This is a genomic window from Pedobacter heparinus DSM 2366, assembly GCF_000023825.1.
Lineage (GTDB): Bacteria > Bacteroidota > Bacteroidia > Sphingobacteriales > Sphingobacteriaceae > Pedobacter > Pedobacter heparinus.
Genome location: NC_013061.1, coordinates 3,908,062 through 3,925,533 on the forward strand (window position 1 = coordinate 3,908,062; position 17,472 = coordinate 3,925,533).

The 17,472-nt window shown below is 40.1% G+C and carries 14 protein-coding genes; 4 read left to right on the forward strand and 10 right to left on the reverse strand.

Translation table 11 applies throughout. From position 1 onward, the window contains the following. The first annotated feature begins 145 nt into the window (after nucleotides 1-145). Complete coding sequence (locus tag PHEP_RS16395; RefSeq protein WP_015809099.1) at nucleotides 146-949, forward strand: hypothetical protein; 804 nt, start codon at nucleotides 146-148, stop codon at nucleotides 947-949. Nucleotides 950-960: 11 nt separating this feature from the next. On the opposite strand, the gene PHEP_RS16400 is transcribed toward PHEP_RS16395, so the two are convergent. The 8 genes from PHEP_RS16400 to PHEP_RS16435 all read right to left on the reverse strand — a co-directional run bounded on the left by PHEP_RS16400 (nucleotide 961) and on the right by PHEP_RS16435 (nucleotide 6,886). Next, on the reverse strand, nucleotides 961-1,623 hold the full coding sequence (locus PHEP_RS16400) for a Pr6Pr family membrane protein (RefSeq protein WP_015809100.1): 663 nt from the start codon (nucleotides 1,621-1,623) through the stop codon (nucleotides 961-963). A gap of 116 nt (nucleotides 1,624-1,739) precedes the next feature. After that, entirely contained in the window at nucleotides 1,740-2,204 is a 465-nt protein-coding gene (locus PHEP_RS16405; RefSeq protein ID WP_015809101.1) for a QcrA and Rieske domain-containing protein, read from the reverse strand. Nucleotides 2,205-2,221: 17 nt separating this feature from the next. Then, nucleotides 2,222-3,160 carry a DUF5777 family beta-barrel protein gene (locus PHEP_RS16410; protein WP_015809102.1) on the reverse strand — a complete coding sequence of 313 codons (939 nt, stop codon included), beginning with the start codon at nucleotides 3,158-3,160 and terminating at the stop codon, nucleotides 2,222-2,224. Between the two features lie 12 nt (nucleotides 3,161-3,172). Further along, nucleotides 3,173-3,733, reverse strand: coding sequence for a YceI family protein (locus PHEP_RS16415; RefSeq protein WP_015809103.1), 561 nt, complete (start codon nucleotides 3,731-3,733; stop codon nucleotides 3,173-3,175). Beyond that, nucleotides 3,708-4,868 (reverse strand): outer membrane beta-barrel protein, encoded by a 1,161-nt coding sequence (locus tag PHEP_RS16420; RefSeq protein WP_015809104.1) that lies wholly within the window; start codon nucleotides 4,866-4,868, stop codon nucleotides 3,708-3,710. Before PHEP_RS16420 ends, PHEP_RS16415 begins: the two co-directional genes overlap by 26 nt. Before the next feature lie 23 nt (nucleotides 4,869-4,891). After that, entirely contained in the window at nucleotides 4,892-5,428 is a 537-nt protein-coding gene (locus PHEP_RS16425; protein WP_015809105.1) for an RNA polymerase sigma factor, read from the reverse strand. Nucleotides 5,429-5,564: 136 nt separating this feature from the next. After that, nucleotides 5,565-6,320, reverse strand: a complete 756-nt coding sequence (locus PHEP_RS16430; protein ID WP_015809106.1) for a tetratricopeptide repeat protein — start codon at nucleotides 6,318-6,320, stop codon at nucleotides 5,565-5,567. Further along, nucleotides 6,317-6,886 carry an RNA polymerase sigma factor gene (locus PHEP_RS16435; RefSeq protein ID WP_015809107.1) on the reverse strand — a complete coding sequence of 190 codons (570 nt, stop codon included), beginning with the start codon at nucleotides 6,884-6,886 and terminating at the stop codon, nucleotides 6,317-6,319. Before PHEP_RS16435 ends, PHEP_RS16430 begins: the two co-directional genes overlap by 4 nt. Nucleotides 6,887-7,063: 177 nt before the next feature. On the opposite strand from PHEP_RS16435, the gene PHEP_RS16440 reads away from it, so the two are divergent. The 3 genes from PHEP_RS16440 to PHEP_RS16450 all read left to right on the forward strand — a co-directional run bounded on the left by PHEP_RS16440 (nucleotide 7,064) and on the right by PHEP_RS16450 (nucleotide 13,066). After that, on the forward strand, nucleotides 7,064-8,053 hold the full coding sequence (locus PHEP_RS16440; RefSeq protein ID WP_015809108.1) for a hypothetical protein: 990 nt from the start codon (nucleotides 7,064-7,066) through the stop codon (nucleotides 8,051-8,053). A gap of 165 nt (nucleotides 8,054-8,218) precedes the next feature. Beyond that, entirely contained in the window at nucleotides 8,219-10,303 is a 2,085-nt protein-coding gene (locus tag PHEP_RS16445; RefSeq protein WP_015809109.1) for a PKD domain-containing protein, read from the forward strand. 33 nt (nucleotides 10,304-10,336) lie between these two features. Continuing rightward, entirely contained in the window at nucleotides 10,337-13,066 is a 2,730-nt protein-coding gene (locus PHEP_RS16450; protein WP_015809110.1) for a CHAT domain-containing protein, read from the forward strand. Here PHEP_RS16450 and glgB read toward each other — a convergent pair. Next, nucleotides 13,050-14,960 (reverse strand): 1,4-alpha-glucan branching protein GlgB, encoded by a 1,911-nt coding sequence (gene glgB / locus PHEP_RS16455; RefSeq protein WP_015809111.1) that lies wholly within the window; start codon nucleotides 14,958-14,960, stop codon nucleotides 13,050-13,052. The two genes, PHEP_RS16450 and glgB, sit on opposite strands and share 17 nt — an antisense overlap. Further along, the gene (locus PHEP_RS16460; protein ID WP_015809112.1) at nucleotides 14,960-17,425 is read right to left on the reverse strand and encodes a glycoside hydrolase family 31 protein; all 2,466 of its coding nucleotides are present in this window, start codon (nucleotides 17,423-17,425) and stop codon (nucleotides 14,960-14,962) included. The genes glgB and PHEP_RS16460 overlap by 1 nt, the downstream gene beginning before the upstream one ends. Nucleotides 17,426-17,472: the final 47 nt, after the last annotated feature.

Here is a 17,472-nt window from a genome sequence, read left to right on the forward strand (position 1 = left end):
ATTTGGTTAGAAAAAGGACGCCTCTGGATGGAGCGTCCTTTTCTTTGTTATATAACCTTTGAATGCTTTACTTCTGCCAGATAATACTTGGATATTTCTCAGCAAAGTTTATTTTTGCAGGTAGTTTAAAAAACAAGTTGACCTTATGAAACAAATATTATACGCACTCGGACTATCTGTCTTATTATTCAGCTGTAAGCAAAACCAGAAAAACGCCGTAATCTATTCTCCAAGAACATTAGCAGCCAACGAGAAGTTCAATGCAGCTCAACCTTCTGCAGACAGTGTTTTTACGATCTACAAACACAATTCGGAAAAAGATGCACCAATTAGTGGAACTGAAGCATTTGGCATAAAATTCAAAGATACTGTAGTGAGCATTCAGGTTAACAAAGCAGATTCCAGTGCTGCAGATAAATTTTCATATGTACAGCCTGTAAATACACAACAAACAACATTCTTAGTCCAACTGGCCAATCACCCTGATTTGGCAACGGCTTTTTATCTGATTGCTTTTAAAGATGATAAACTTAATGTGATTAGCCTGAACCGGCCTTCAACAGGGAAACAGGATGGTAAATTCACCACTGGTCTGAACAAGATAGGAAGAGGTGGTTACCTGATCAACAATGATTTTTTTATTACCAATGTCAATGCCCAGGTATATTTAATAAAAAGACAAAATCCGGAAGAAAGGATTCAGGGGGAGTTTATTCTTAACTCACCAGATAAATCTACCCTCGTTTTTCTTCAACCTTCATCCCTGTATGAAGTTCATTATGAGAGTGATGAAGTGTTTACACAACCCCTTTCAAAACCTGCACCAGCTACTGCCGACCTGTCTGGTTGGATTAAGGATAACTTTAACTGGGAAAAAAATAAAAAAGGCATCACTTTCCTGAAGTTTAGCGATAGCAACAGAATTGTAGACATTAAAGAATTCGGCTAAGCATTGATTGCTCAGTAACGTAGATATTTATTCTTTTTCTTATGGTTTTGAATCAGCTTTCCACTGCCTATCAGCAACAGCGAGAGCGTAAGAAACACAATTAACAGGTAAAAGCTATTCAACAGCACTTTATTGTAGCCCAGCTTACTGACGTCAATAAAAGGATAAGGATAAAACCCCGAATAAGCGCCATGTAGCAGGATGAACAGCAAATACAAGAAGGGATAGATGAGCCAGAGCAGGCTGGCAGACCAATTTAAAGTATTTTTAGGGACAAATAACAGCCAGTAGGCAATAAACAGGATGGGTATAACTGCGTGAAGCAGTTCGTCAACAAAAAACTGTAAACCCTGGGGCTGCCATGTAAAACGCAGGATCAGATTGTAAACAATCCCCACAACACTGATGTAAACAGTAACCGCAGCCAGGGTATCTGGCCTGGTCAAAAAACCATGACCTTCTTTGTTAAAGCTTAACAGTAATTTGCTAAGACAAAGGGCTGCAATGATATTGGTTAATATGGTAAAAAAACTAAAATACCGTACAACAGATTCCATCAAGGGGATGGCATTATTTACAATAATCAGGTACAACTGTGCCAACAAAGCAAACCAACCAAGTAAAACCCCTGTAATTAAAAATACTTTACTGGCCTTTAAATGCTTTCCTTCCATAGCTTATCTGTAGTTACCAGCATTGAATATAGTTATTTGAAACCAATGATTCCAAAATAGAATTCATAAAATCACCGCATACTATTATAAAGTATACGGTGATACCCTCAGCCTTATTACACTATGGTTGCAGTTAGTTTGGTTCCGCTTATTGCTGTGGCGTAAATTTTAAGTGTCCTTGTATTACCTGTAGTACCCTGAGGGCCCTGAAGAACAGTTCCATTCGTACTGTATTCAGAAAAGTGCAGCTGACATTGTATTTTATTGTCGCTTTGCTTCCATACCAGACTTCCCCCCTGATGCGGACAAATAGATTCCGTTGCTACAAATGATGCAGGAGCACTACCAGCTGCAATCCTAAAAAAGAGTACGCCATTTGCCGTAGCCTGATCGCCAATAGCCATTAACTGTGTAGCCAGATCAACAGTAGCTGTATTGCCATTTCCACCACCACCTCCCGGAGGGGTTCCTGGGTCTGGAGTACCAGTATCACCTTTTCCACCACAACCGGAGATGCAGGATCCGGTGCATAACAATGCCATTCCAAGTCCTAAGGACTTGATAAATTCTTCACGTTCCATAATTTTAATTTTTAGGTTTAGTAAATTTTAGATGTTTTGTCGGGGTCTTTATTTTTTGATTTAAACAGGGTAAAATTTCTGGAAATGGTGAAGCCAAAGCGGATCCCTCCATCCTTCCATGATTTTTTTGTATTTGAAATAAAGTTGTTTTCCAGGATATACTCGGAATTCATAAAATTAAGGGAGAAGATATGTCCGCCGGTTTCAATTTCCAGCCCCACACCAAGGGGATTATAATAAACCTGGGATAGATCATTTGGGCGCGACAAACCATTGACAAGTGTATAATCAGCAATAAAAGACAACCTTCTGGTCAACTTCATCCTGCCTGCAAATCCAAGTGAGAAAAGGTTTTGGGGATCTCTGCTTTCAGCTGTATTTTTCCTCATCAGCAAGGCAGGCATTACTTCCAGAGAAAATCTTGACGAAAACTTCCTGGAAATGATGGACTGCAAAAAGTAAGAGAATCTATTTGAATAAGTTGTAAACTCCGTTTGTGAAAATGGTTCTCTGGCTATCCAGCCCATCTGTGCAAAAAGGGTAAGGTTAACCGGCATTTTACCATCTGTTCTTTGTTTAAGCAATTTATATTTGCCTGAAAAATTATAGAGCTCATCCTGCTTACTTCTTCCTATACCAACAGTCAGGTCATCAGTTATGCCATAATCAAAACCAATAAACAGATCAGACGCTACATCAAGTCCATATAAGGTATGTGCACTGCCAAATTTGCCGCCAATATCTCCAAAATGATGGCGTATGCGCATGTCCAGATCATGCTTCTTCTGAGTTTCGCTGGAGTGTGACAAGACTACGCGGGTAGACTTAAATACAGCTTCAACTTCTGGCTTTATCAAACCGCTATTCAGCACATTCAACAAAGAGTCTGCCTGCTGGGCATGAGCAGCCATCAAGCTAAAAAAAAGAGGAATTGTTAATAAACTGATCTTTTTCATGTTTATTCTGGATTATTTGATCTGGTTTAGCTTACCATCCAGGGTTATACTGATTACTTCAGCAACTTTGGTCATGATAAGTGTTGGTATTTTTATTTTATGATCAGCACATGGTACTTTAAATGCGGTTAAGATCCTGATCTCTCCATTTTCAATACTCACTTTCCCGGTTATAGCACGTATCTTATCTACCCCATGCATACTAAGTGTACCATTTACAGTAACACTATATGTCCCATCTTTGGTGAAATCAATACCCTGATCTATGGTACCCTTAAATTTTGCAAGTGGGTATTGGTCACTTTCCATATAGTTTTCGTTAAAATGCTCCTGCATTAATCTCCTGTCAAATTCAAATGTCCTGATTGGAACCTGTACCACAATTTCCCTGGTTTTGGCTATCAGTACTGCAGTGCCCCTCACACTTACAGCCCTGATGTCTTCTACAGGAGTAGTAGAAAACAGCGTGATTTTTACATCTTTCCCTATATAGCTTTGCCCGGCAGCATTGAACTGTAACAGCAACAATAAACTGCCAAAAAAAAAGTTAGTTATTTTTATTGCCCAGGTCATAACGTAGTTTTAATGAAATGCCACTTGATTTTAGGTTTACTTTCCCTTCACCAACACCGGTTAGAGGTATTTTAACATAAGGTTCGAGCCCAAGTTTTAATCCTTTCTTTTTTAGCTTAACGTAATAAGTAGCCGAAAGATCAGCCACACCAAAATAATGCTGATTCCGATTTTTATATTCCTGAAACCTGTCAGCAATACCCGATCCGGCATTGTACCTGTAGGTATAATCTTCTTTAAGCATAAAATAACTCGACATACCAACATTCAGGTCAATACTTTTTTCTGCATCCTCCAACACCGTATAAGAAGCCTGTAGTGGAATTTCCAGCACCGCACAAGAGGCATCTACTTTGGAAATGATATCTTTTGCCCTTATGCTTTTAAATTTATACTCATAATTCTCTGCCGCATAATCCTTCATACTGTACTTCAGCCCGGTTTGAAGGCTAATGCGTTTGGCAATACCTACGCTAAAGCCAAAACCTGCACTAAAACCGGTTTTTCCACCCAACACCGCACCCGAAGAATTGAATTCGGGACCGGCACTAAACGATAAGCTAACCGGAAATGGTTTGCGGAGGCCCTGCTTTTGTTTTTTATTTACAGCCACAACCGAAGGCGGTAATACATGAGTGCCGGGTAAGCTTAGCTGGGCGGAATCCGGATTTCCTATTCCTGCTAAGGCTGTATTTATACTATCTTTTTTGCTGTATAAAGGTTGGTCTTCATTTTTTTGATTCCCCAAGCTATCCGAAAAATCGATTACAATATCCTTTTTAAAAAAAGACTGATCTACATAAACAGATTTAGGCCCCTGATTTTTTATTCGAACTTTGTTTTGCGGTACCCTGGCAGTCTCAGTTGCTTTACCTGACCGTACATGTTCTTGTTTACTTCGTCCGGCAATTTTAGTTTTTGGTTTTTCCTGTAATCCCCGATCAAACATCAGATAGCCCCCCAAAAAAACTAAAAGTAATAAGCATACAGCACCGGCTTTTCTAAAAAACACCACACGGCCTCTCCTTCTCAGCTTTTGCTCCATCTTATCCCATGCCGCTTCCTCAAACCGGAGCTCGGCATCAAATACCTTTTTTCTAAAGGTGGCATCAAACTCCTTATCGTTCAATTCCATAATGGTGTTTCATTTATTATTTTTTAATCGCGATGTTGTTTCAGCATCTTTTTTAACTGTTCTCTTGCTTTAAATAAATTTGATTTAGAAGTACCCACAGAAATAGAAAGCATAGATGAAATCTCTTCGTGTGTATATCCATCAATGGCAAACAGGTTAAAAACTGTCCGATAGGCTACAGATAGCCTTTGTACCAGTTTAATCAGCTCTTCATAATGGATATGTGAAAGAATACTCTCCTTATCCTCCATTTCGTGCCTTGCATTTAGCTCTTCCATTTCAATACGCTTTATTTGCTTCCTGTAGTGATCTATAGAGGTATTGATCATAATTGTACTTAACCAGGCTTTAAATGACCTCTTTTCCTCATAACGGTGAATATGAATAAAGACCCGCATAAACCCGTCATTTACAAGTTCTATAGCCTCATCCTTATCTTTTGCGTAACGGATACACATTCGCATAGCATAACTATAAAAAAGCTGGTAAAGTCCTTTCTGGGATTTCCTGTCTTTTTTCTTACAACCGGCTATTAACTCCTGAATGATAAATTCGTCCACGTAATTTTTTAATTCATCTATACCTACTGTTACGTAGATTGGCCTGCATGGGTTGCCTGCTCTTTTGAATTTAATATAAAAATGTATAAATCCGGGTTTTAAACATCCGGATGTCCATACTTTAAATGGATTTTTTTTAACGTATTTTTTTGATCAGCTCCTGTGCTTTTTCGTAAACAGGGCTTCCCTGAGGGATTTTTTCCAGCCATTCCAGCGCCTGGGCATGATTATTTTGTTTAAGATAGCTTAAGCCTATATAATAGGCAGCCTCGTATTTAAATACAGATTTACCGGCATACAATCCTATCAATATCCTTCTTGCCTCATCTGCTTTATTTGTTTCTATCAGGGTTATCCCATAATAATAGGCTACTAATGAATTAGCCGTATCAGCTAAATATTCTTTTTCCAGAATTTTACCAGCAGCGTCAAAATCACCGGCATTGTAAAGATCAGCTGCTTTTTCAATATTATTTTTATTACCATCACCACGTTCTACTACCGACATTTCCTTACTTATTCCATAACGTTCATATAAATCAGTGTTCCAGGGCGCCCACACAAATAGACCAACAATCAGTATTGCAGCCACACTTATCCACTTCATATAACTGCTTAATGAAATTACTTTTGCATCTTTTGCAGTGTCAGGAATAGCCCCCTGTTTAAAATACTGTTTGCCGAAAGAAGTTAGTGTGGCTTCAACATCCTTATCTTCCTGAGAAGGGGCAATCTTCATTTTTAAGGTCTGATGAACATTTTTATACGCATCCAGCAAATCCTGCAGTTCCTGATCCGACTGAAGTAAAGTTTCAAACTGCTGTTTTTCCTGAGGCTCCATATCACCTTCAAGGTAACGGGCAACAGTTAATAATTTCTCCTCGTACATCATTCTTCCGTTTTATTTGATTGAACCATTTTTATCAGAGATGCCATGCATTCAGACTTCTTTTTTCTCAGGTAACCATAGGTAACACCAAGTGCTTCGGCTACTTTTTCCTGTGCCTCGCCCTTCATGCTCCATGAAATGATTTCTTTGCAGCGTTCACCTAATTTTTCAAAGGCGTTGAAAAATAATTTGGATTGCGCTTCCTGATTTTCCAGTTCATCTGCATTTGCAAAAGTATCTTCTCCGATATGTAATAAATCCTCTTCCTGATTTGTTACCGGTAGAATTGATCTTTTTTTTATTTCATTTAACCATTTACGTTTGCAGATCAATAAAATGTAAGGTTCAAACGGGCAGGTCAGTTCAAGCGATTTGTATTTGGCCTGCCGGTAAACATCCATCAGGGCTTCCTGGAAAACATCTGCTGCATCGTCTTCGCTGCCATTATTAAAAACGATCCATGACTTTATTTTTCCGGCACAACGCTTATAGATCTCGTTAATTATTACCGTATCATTATTTACCAGGCCGGTAACGTAACGCTGATCTGAATGTATGTGTTTAGCCATTAGCGAATGATATCATGAAGCATATAGGCACTAATTTAAAACTTCTTTTGATAGTGCAGTAAAAAAAATTGAACCAGGGGGGTAACAATTTTTAACTGCCCTTGATATCTAATCGAATCATCCAATGGCGAACGCTGAAAAGCCTTAACAGAGTAAGCAATTTTAAAATTAAACATTATGAAAACATTTAACTTAACATCAGCATTATTTATCGCATTGATCTCTTTAAACTTTGCGTGTAAAAAACAAAATTCAGGTGACGAGAATGGAGGGACGGTAAATACTGCAAAAGAGTTTACCGCTAAATATGGTGCCCAGAAACAAGTCAAAGAAATCAACGCCTCATCCCTCCCTCAAACCGTTACATTTTTAGATGGAACAAAAGTAACTTTCCCTGTTGGCTCATTAACCAAAGGAGGTGTTGCTGTTACCGGAAATGTCAGCGTTGAAGCCTACGAAGTACTCAAAAGAAGTACAGTTATTTTTTCAGGGGCAAATACCAATCATTCCTCAGGTGCACCACTTGCATCAGACGGTTTTATCTTTATTGATGTAAAATCGAACGGTGTTAGTGTAGACCAGAACCTTGCTGTACCTGTGCAAATAGCTATACCTGCAAAAAGAGATGGTGCCACTCAACTGTGGATTGGTGTAGATCAGCAGGACAAACCCCTGGTAGCTGCAGCAGAAAATCAAATGGCCTGGGCAGCACCAAGAAAAGCCAATGGTCAGGTTCCTAATGATGTAACTGCCACCCAGAATACATTTACCTTTAATTTTGGAAGCCTCGGCTGGATCAATTGTGATGTATTCTATAACTATACAAATCCTAAAACCACCGTAAGGGTAGAAGTATTAAACAACCCCGGTTCAATGGCAAGCTTCTATTCTTACACCGGAGAAACTTATGTATATTTCTGTGCAAAAGGCAGTAATGTAGTAGCCCAACTTTATACTCCAGATGGACCGAATAAAGTAAAAAGCTATGACAACATGATGCCTGTTGGCTCTGAAGGACGTATGTTTTCCTTTTCTATTAAAAATGGTAAATTTTATTACGCGGCACAGGAGATCACTATAAGTGCCAATCAAAATATAACACTTAGCCTCACTGAAACTACTGAGGCTGCAATACAGGCTGCCATAAACAGCCTTAACAGTTATTAGCATCCCAATCAATACACACAATGAAGATAAGGCCCTTATTGGGCTTTATCTTTTTTCTGTTTTAATCTAAACCTACCAGGATTATACAAAAATAGCTCTGCCCAAAGCTTTTAACTATAAAGCGGCATTGATTTATTAATTATATTATTAAATTTATTAGCAAATATGAAAAAATTGTTACACGCTATTTTATTATTTACGGTAATCATTTTGCTGCAAATATTTGCGCCTGCCAGCCTTTGTGCACAGGTTAAACAACCTCAGGTTGCTACAACCGTTCAGGCCGCAATTGTACCGTCAGATACCGTGCCGGCCATTATTAACCATAAAATAGAAAATGGTGTAGTCACTTTTAGTTCTGTTCTACGCCCCTTACGTCAGATTGCCGGCGCACCAGAACCCTTTTATACTTATTTCTGGGAGTTTGGTGACGGGCAGTTCTCTTTTGAAAAGGAACCTCAGCACAGTTATCCGGATACCTTAAAATATGATGTCCGTTTATTTGCCACCAACAGTTATGACGATGGCAAACGACCGCCAACAAGGCCTAAACCCTTAAAACCTGGCAGCAACAGGCCTGTTCTGGCCGCAGTTAAAACATCAGCTGCACCCAACTTTTTTAAATCGGGCGGGGCAATTGAACTCAAAACTAATTGTATGCCCAAACCTGGCGATGACATGATGCTGGTTTTTGGCTACCGCAATAAAATGGAGAATGGCCTGGCAAACCTGGGTGGTACGGTCTCCATTTTATTTAACGATAAAGAATTTAATAAGGATAATTTTGAACTGGCTGAAACCCGTACCTATAACCAGGAAAAAAAGACTTTCCTGGAAAAACATGGGGCCGTAGCTGCCCGAAAGGTAAGTACTGAGCATCCTTTTTATGCGTCGATTAATGGTCCGGAATACACTCGGCCAGCTGTCGTTTTTGATCCTGAAGGTACGGCATTGATCAGGGAAAAAACAGCTGCGTACAGGAAAATCGAAAGCTGGAAGTTTGAGAACCTGAAAGCAGGAGAAGAAAAATTCATGTTCATGCAGTTTAAAACTACCCCGGAGATGATCAAAGACACCAATGCCGTTGTAAAACTGACGGGCATGTTTATTCCCGATAACCCATTGGCGGTAACAGAGTTTTTCACGCTTGAACTACAAATCGTAGCCTCTCATGACCCTAATAAAATGATGCTCAGGAACAGCAGGATGAACTTTCGCTTTACAGGAAAGAATAAAAAACTGACCTATAAAGTACGGTTCCAAAATACGGGCAAGGGTCCTGCTAAGCAGATTGATGTGGGCGTAGCCATTGCAGAAGTATTAAATAAAGGCTCAGTAGAAATTACCGACTCAAAACCCAAACTTGTCTTGTGCAATACCGCCTATGCCAATCAAAGCTGTCTGGATACAGTTGGCACAGCAGATAGTTTGCACTTTATATTCAGGAACATCTATCTGCCTGGCCTACAGCAGAAAGGGGTTAACGATGCAGATTCTACTATGGGTTTTATTGAATACAGGATTGGTTTTAAGGAAAAACCAAAAAAACTGCCTTTTAAAAGTGGAGCTGCCATTGTATTTGATAAAAATGAACCAATTTATACCAATAGAGCTACAGGCAAATACAAAATGGGTCTGTCTCCAGGTATTATTGCAGGCTATGGTTTTCCATTTAAAAATGGCAATACACCATTTTCCGGGCAAAACAACATCACTTTTGGGGCAAGCCTTGCACCCTACGCACCACACAGGTACTACTGGCAGGTAGAATTGTACGGCAGCTCATATGCAGAAAAAGAATACCTGATTAAAAGAGCCCAGGGCAATGACAGACTGGTTCCTGTTATTATAGATGGTAAGCAACAGGAAGGTACACTTAAATATGCAGACAGCATGCTGCGCAGTAAAGTAATCACCATCAACATTGTTCCGCTCCAAATGAGATATAATTTCAATAAGTACATCGGTGCTGGAATTGGTACACTGGTCTCATTTAATATTGATGAACAATATACCCCTTCCAAAACAGCCTTATATACAATTGTAAATGCTGCGGGTGTAAGGCAGGAGGTTACCCTTAAGCAGGCATTTAACAAAGTGAGCAATAGCTTCAATGATTTCCAGAATACCTTGTTTACAGACATACAGGTAGGAAAAGTACATGTTGGTCCTGCAATAGGCTTCAGGTATTTACATACTTTTCAGGGATCCGACAACAGACTAATTACTTATTTAACATGGAAATTTTAGCCAAAAAGCGTATTTTAGCTAAAATGGCATTTAATGAGAATAGCTAAATCCTGGTTTTGTACGCTTCTTATTTATCTAGCATTTTTTGGTTTTGTAGTGGCACAACCTGCAGAAAACATACCCCAATATCTCCGTAAAACGCTCGATTCTTTAAAAACAAAAGATAATCTCTCGGAATGGATCTATACCAGGATTGATTATTGTTATCACAACCCCAGTCAAAGTCTGCCTTTTTTAATGCGCACAGAACGGGATAGCTGGCGTAAACCGCAATATACTCCTGAAAAAGAAGCCTGGTTAATGCTCCTCAGTAACCTGGGCTATAACCAGATGTATTCCGGAAATATCCTTCAATCCATATCTTATTATGAACTGGCTTATAATTATTATATAAACCATAAACTGAATGTGGAGGGTATAGCCGAATATGTCTTGAAACCCTGGGCAAACAATTGTACCCGTTTGGGCGATTACGAAAAGGCGCTTTTCATTCAGCAAAAAACGCTCGACTATGCAAACAAAGAGCGCAATGATTCGTTAGCTGTGGCTGTTTATAATAACATGGCCATCTCTTACCGTTCTTTAGGCGATTTTAAAAATGCAGAGGACTGTATTCTACTTGGCAAAAAAAAAGCCGGCTATACAGCTGTTGAGCTAATTTTATTAGACAATACACTGGCTGATATTTATAATGATAAAGAAGAACTGGAGCTTGCCGAAAAAGTGATCGGCAAGAATATTGCCCGGCAAGAGAGCCGTAAGCAAGATTTCGAAACTGCTTACTGGCTGATGAGCAGTTACATTACCGCAGGTAACATCCAGTTCAGGAAAAATAATTTCAGTTTGGCCTGGAAGTATTATAAACTGGCCTTAAGCATTAATGATCAATATTATAAGGGGAACCGCCTAAGGGAAAAGGCTTATACCTATACCCAGATGGGTAAGATTAAGCTGGAACAAAAACAGGCGGCTGAAGCCATACATTACTTTAACCAAACTTTAAGCTCCTTTGGCCTGATAGACAACAGTCTGCAAATCCCACTAAAAAAAATATTTGGGGATAATCGTCTGGTAGATGTTTTTTACCAAAAATCGCTGGCACTTAACTTACTGGGAAAAGAAAAGGAAGCGCTGGAAAACATCCGCCTCGCTCTGCTTGCTGCAGATAAGATCCGCTTTGAACTTGCAGATGTAAAAACCAAACAACGCTTTCAGGCCGAGACCAAACAGATGGCAGAAAAAGCAATCGCCATTGCTTTTGATTTGCTTCAAAAAACAAAACAGCATAACTATGCAGTAGCAATTGTTGACATCATTGAGCAAGCCAAAGCCCGTACCCTGTTGGACGATATCAGAAGAAGCCAGCAGCAGTTAACGCTTTCAACAAATGACACCCTATTTCAACAAAAAGCAAAGCTTGAACAGGCTATCGCCTACAATGAGAGGGAACTGTTACAAAGTAAGGGGGATATTAAAGAAGCAGAACAACGCTATGCTGTATTAAAGTTTAAACTGGAAGCGCTGGAAAAGGATTTAACCAAACGTTATCCATCCATGATCATAAATAAAGATAGTCCAGGATTTGGGCGTACCGCTGAACCGTTAAGCCAATTGCCTGCACATGCTCATTTCATTGCGTTCTTTTTAGGCACACAAAATCTTTATGTGGTAGAAATTTACGGCAACAGGGTAAAACACATTAAACAGGTCCGGGCAGCCCCGGCAATAAAAAAAACGATCTTCAATTTTGTAAGTACTTATTACCATAGTGGCCCCTCAGCAATGATGAATCAGCCAGAGGCCTTCTTTTTGGCTTCAAATCAGATTTACAGAGCTTTACTTGGTGATCTTAAATTTAACAAAAATGATAAACTGATCATTATACCCGATGAAATTATTGGTTATTTATCCTTTGACGGCCTGATTACGGATAAAAATTACGAACCATCCATAGCAAACTGGCCCTACCTTATTAGAAGCCAGTCCTTGTCCTATGCTTTTTCTATCCAGACCTGGATAAACCAGGCAGCAAAAAAAACTATCCAAACCCCTAATTTTTCGGGTTTGTTTATTACCCATCAAAATAAAAACAAGCAATTTATCCCTGCTGTAGCCAAAGAAGCTGAGGCTATAGAGAAAATTATCGGCGGAAGTTTCATGAAAGATAAAGAGGCAGGTGTAAAAGATTTTTTTAATGCATTTGATAAAGCAAATGTATTGCATATAAGCACACATGCTTACCTTTCCGGACTGCAAAAAGAACCCACCTTGTCCTTTAATGACAACGAAGTGTTTCTATTTGAACTATCTGCCAGAAAAACGGCTCCCGACCTGATCGTATTAAGTGCATGCAGAACAGCAGATGGTATAATGAATGCAAGTGAGGGCATTATTAGTTTGAGCAGAGGATTTGCAGCAATAGGTACCGGGGGCACTATTGCAGGACTATGGAACGTAAACGACAAGGCAGCATCAGAAATTACGGCAACCTGTTACAGCAACATGTTGCAGGGACAGGAAATCAGCACGGCATTACACCATGCCAAACTAAGCTGGCTGCAAAATAAAGAAAGACAGGCACAGGAATACCTGCCCTATTACTGGGACCCACTTATTTATATGGGCTACGATAAAAAAGTAACATTAAAGCCTGCCCAAAGCATGCTGCAGACCTACGGACTGCCCGCCACCCTCTTACTGGCCGCTGCATCCGGTATTTATCACCTTTTAAAGATCAGAAAAAAAACTAAACGCCTTGTTTAAGTATGGTAACCGCCAGGGGTGGAACATTCAATACAACCGAGTAGTCCCTGTTGTGGCAACCTACTTTTTCAGGAAGTATCAGTTTATTGTTCAGCTTTCCACTGCCAAAAAACTCTTTGGCATCTGTATTAAATATTTCCTTCCATTTGGCTCTGAATGGTAGGCCAACTCTATAATTTTCTCTGTAAACAGGTGTCAGGTTCAAAATTACAATTAAGGTATCTTTTGCCTTTTTGCCTTTTCTGATGTAGATGTAAATAGAATGCCTGGCATCATCCGCATTGATCCATTCAAAACCTTCAGCAGAAAAGCTATGCTCAAATAGGGCCGGCTCAGAAACATATAATTTATTGATTGCCCTTACGGTTTTTTGCATACCAATATGAGGTGCGTGTTCCAGTAAGTGCCAGTCCAGCGAACTTTTAAAATCCCATTCATGGGTCTGCGCAAATTCATTCCCCATAAACAAGAGCTTTGTACCAGGTTGGGTAAACATATAGGCATACAATACCCTTAAATTGGCAAACTTCTGCCACTCATCGCCAGGCATTTTATAAATCATGGATGACTTGCCGTGTACCACTTCATCATGAGAAAACGGAAGCATAAAGTTTTCTGTAAAAGCGTATGTAATGCTGAAAGTAAGCTGATAATGATGGTACCTTCTGTTGATCGGATCATTTTTGAAATATTTCAGCGTATCGTTCATCCAGCCCATCATCCATTTCATCCCAAAACCAAGGCCACCATTGTGTACCGGATGTGTTACGAGGGGGTAAGTACTGCTTTCTTCGGCAATGGTATGTACCCCTTCGTAATTACCATATACCGCAATGTTAAGGTCTTTTAAAAACTGGATAGCCCCCAGGTTTTCACTGCCCCCATATTCATTTTTGGCAGCATCCTCTGTTTTGCGGGAAAAGTCGAAATAAAGCATAGAAGCTACGGCATCAACCCTTAACCCATCTATATGGAATTTATCCAGCCAGTACAGTGCATTGCTGATTAAGAATGAACGCACTTCGTTCCTGTCGTAATTAAAAATATAGGATTTCCAGTCGGGATGAAAACCTTTGCGCATATCCGAATGTTCGTACAAATGCGTACCATCAAAATGGTAAAGGCCATTCGAATCACCTGGAAAATGAGAAGGCACCCAATCCATAATTACAGCAATGTTATTTCTATGCAGTTCATTGATCAGGTACATCAGTTCCTGAGGAGTACCATGCCGCGAACTTGCTGCAAAATATCCGGTAATCTGGTATCCCCAGGATGGGAAGTAGGGATATTCCATTAAAGGCATGAACTCGACATGCGTAAAACCCATATCCAGCACATAAGGAACAAGGCTATTGGCAATTTCCATATAGGTCAGCACCCGATCAGGTTCACTCGGATCACGCTGCCAGGATCCCAGATGTACCTCATAAACCGACATGGGCTTGTTCAGTGCATTTAATTTAGGGCGCTTATTTAACCAGGCTTTATCTTTCCATTTGTAATCATTGTCCCAAACAATAGAAGCTGTTTTTGGCGGATGTTCCCATCTTTTGGCATAAGGATCGCCTTTTTCTACTTCCAGCCCGTCAAAACCTTTTACTAAAAACTTATAAAGCTCACCCTTGCCTATACCAGGGATAAAACCTTCCCATATGCCAGATGAATCCAGGCGTTTGTTTAAAGCATGGGCCGACCGGTTCCATTGGTTAAAATCGCCAATTACATGTACAGCCTGGGCATTGGGCGCCCAAACCGCAAAGTAAGTACCCGCTACCCCCTCAACATGGATCAGCTGCGCTCCAAATTTCTCATACAACCTAAAGTGCTTCCCTGAAACAAATAAAGAAATATCAAAATCACTGAATAAGCTATGGACAAGCACTGCTCTCATTAGTTATATATTTTTATACTGGTAAAATTTTTATTTGATCTGAAATGCAGACAACTATTTTCATCCAACTGATAGTCAACAACATCTTTATCATCTACGGTAATCTTATTTACATTAAAAGGCAAGCCAATGATGTTGTACTCGTACCATTCATAATTTGGCGTATACAATCCATCAACACTTTGTTCTATCGTAAGCTGATACTCCGTACCTTTAACACTAAACTTTTTCTCTGAATAAATGTCCTGCTCATACGCAAAAGTATCTCCATGATCTTCGAAAAGGAATGAATTTACTTCATAATCTGCGTAATATACATTTAATAATACTTCATCAACATTCTTTTCACCAACATATTGCATTACCGGATATTCGGGTATTACAGCACCAGCCCTTACAAATAGCGGCATTTGTGCCAAAGGTGCTTTAATGTTATGTTCGCTTTCACCATTTAAAACCTCGTGGGTCCAGAAATTATACCATTTACCCTTGGGCAGGTATACCATCCGCGATACAGCCCCCTGTTCCAACACCGGACATACCAGGATCTTATCGCCAAAAGTAAATTCATCCTGGCGGTAGCTGTTGCTGCTATTTTCCTGCTCCAGCATAACCAATGGCCGTAGTATAGGAAAACCATAGCGATGGTGTTCCCAGAAAACCGAGTACAGGTAAGGCATTAACCTGTACCTGAGCTCAATATAAGTTCTGTTAATACTTGTATAGGGCTCACCAAAGCTCCATGGCTCACGTTCTGCTGTATCTCCTGCAGAGTGGGCCCGCATAAATGGCGAGAAGGTACCTAACTGTATCCAGCGTGTAAACAATTCTCCATCTGGCTCACCACTAAAACCACCAATGTCCGTTCCGCAAAATGGCACCCCCGAAATAGACATGCGCTGACACTGAATATTACCAATTTTAAGGTGCTCCCATGTAGCCACATTATCGCCCGTCCACACGCAGCCATACCGCTGCATGCCCGAATACCCGGCACGGGTAATGGTAAAAGGGCGTTTATTGCGCATTAACTTTTTAAGTCCGTCGTAAGTAGAACGCACCATCTGCATGCCATAAACATTATGAGCCTTGCGGTGCGACCCTCTATACCCATCATAATTGTGCCTGACATCATTAGGAAAAGTGCCAGAGCCAAATACAGCAGGCTCGTTCATGTCGTTCCAAACTCCTGCAACACCTATATCAACCAGTTCTTTATACAGTTTACCCCACCATTCGCGAACGGTTGGATTGGTAAAATCCGGAAACTGGCACCTGCCCGGCCAAACATGGCCTTCCATAAAATAATCATCACTTCTGCGACAGAAATAGTTATTGGCTTTCCCTTCTTTGAATACCCAGTAATTATCATCTACCTTAATTCCCGGATCTATCATTACAACTGTTTTGAAACCATCATTTGCCAGTTCTTTGATCATTCTTTTAGGGTCTGGAAAATGGTTTTTGTTCCAGGTAAAACAACGGTAACCGTCCATATAATCTATGTCGAGATAAATGGCATCACATGGAATGTTTCTTGACCTGAAGCCATCTGCAATCTCTTTTACTTTCTGCTCAGGATAATAACTCCATCTGCATTGGTGATAACCTAAGGCCCATTTTGGCGGCATAGGATGTGTTCCTGTCAGGCTCTGGTATCTTTTTACTACATCCATCAAGTGCGGGCCATGTATGTAATAATACTGAAGTTCACCCCCATCGGCCCAGAAACTGGTCTTGGCGCTGTCTTCTTTTCCAAAATCGAAATAAGAACGGAAAGTGTTGTCGAAAAATATTCCATAAGCCGCTCCCTGGTGAACACCTGTATAAAAAGGAATGGTACGGTACAAAGGATCCTGGTCCCAGCCAAAAGAATAAGCATCAGTGTTCCAGTTCTGGAAATGACGCCCACGCAGGTTCATGTTTCCCGATTTATCGCCCAGTCCATAAAAATTCTCATCAGGAAGGCACTTCTTGGTCGCATATACATAATAACCGCCAAATTCAATATTTTCTTCCCAGTGCATCGGCGATTCATCCTCGCTCATGACCATCTGGTTCTGATTGTCGGTAAAGGAAATGTGAAAATCACTTTTTCTAACTTTACAGGTAATGGTGTTGGTAGAAACTGAATAACACGCTTCCTGTTCCTCCATTTTAAATGTAGTCACCTTTTGGTCTACCACCGGTACTGCATAGGAAAAATCATCCAGAAAAACACCATGTGGTGCCAGTCTTACCCTGATGATCTCATCGCTAACTACCCTGATTTCTACACGTGCGTCACCGTCGGAAAAATAAAACTTGTTACTTTCTGTATATACCTGTTCTACGGTGCTCAGGTATTTTTTTACAATTGGTTTCGGGCCCGAAACAGGATTATTTAAATGCTGAACAATTTCTTCAACCACTTCCCCGGTACTTATATCGCTTATTTCTTTGTTTTGTTTGTCTAATTCTTCCATGAAAACCCCCTTATGTAGAAACACGACAGATTTACTTCGTGTACTTT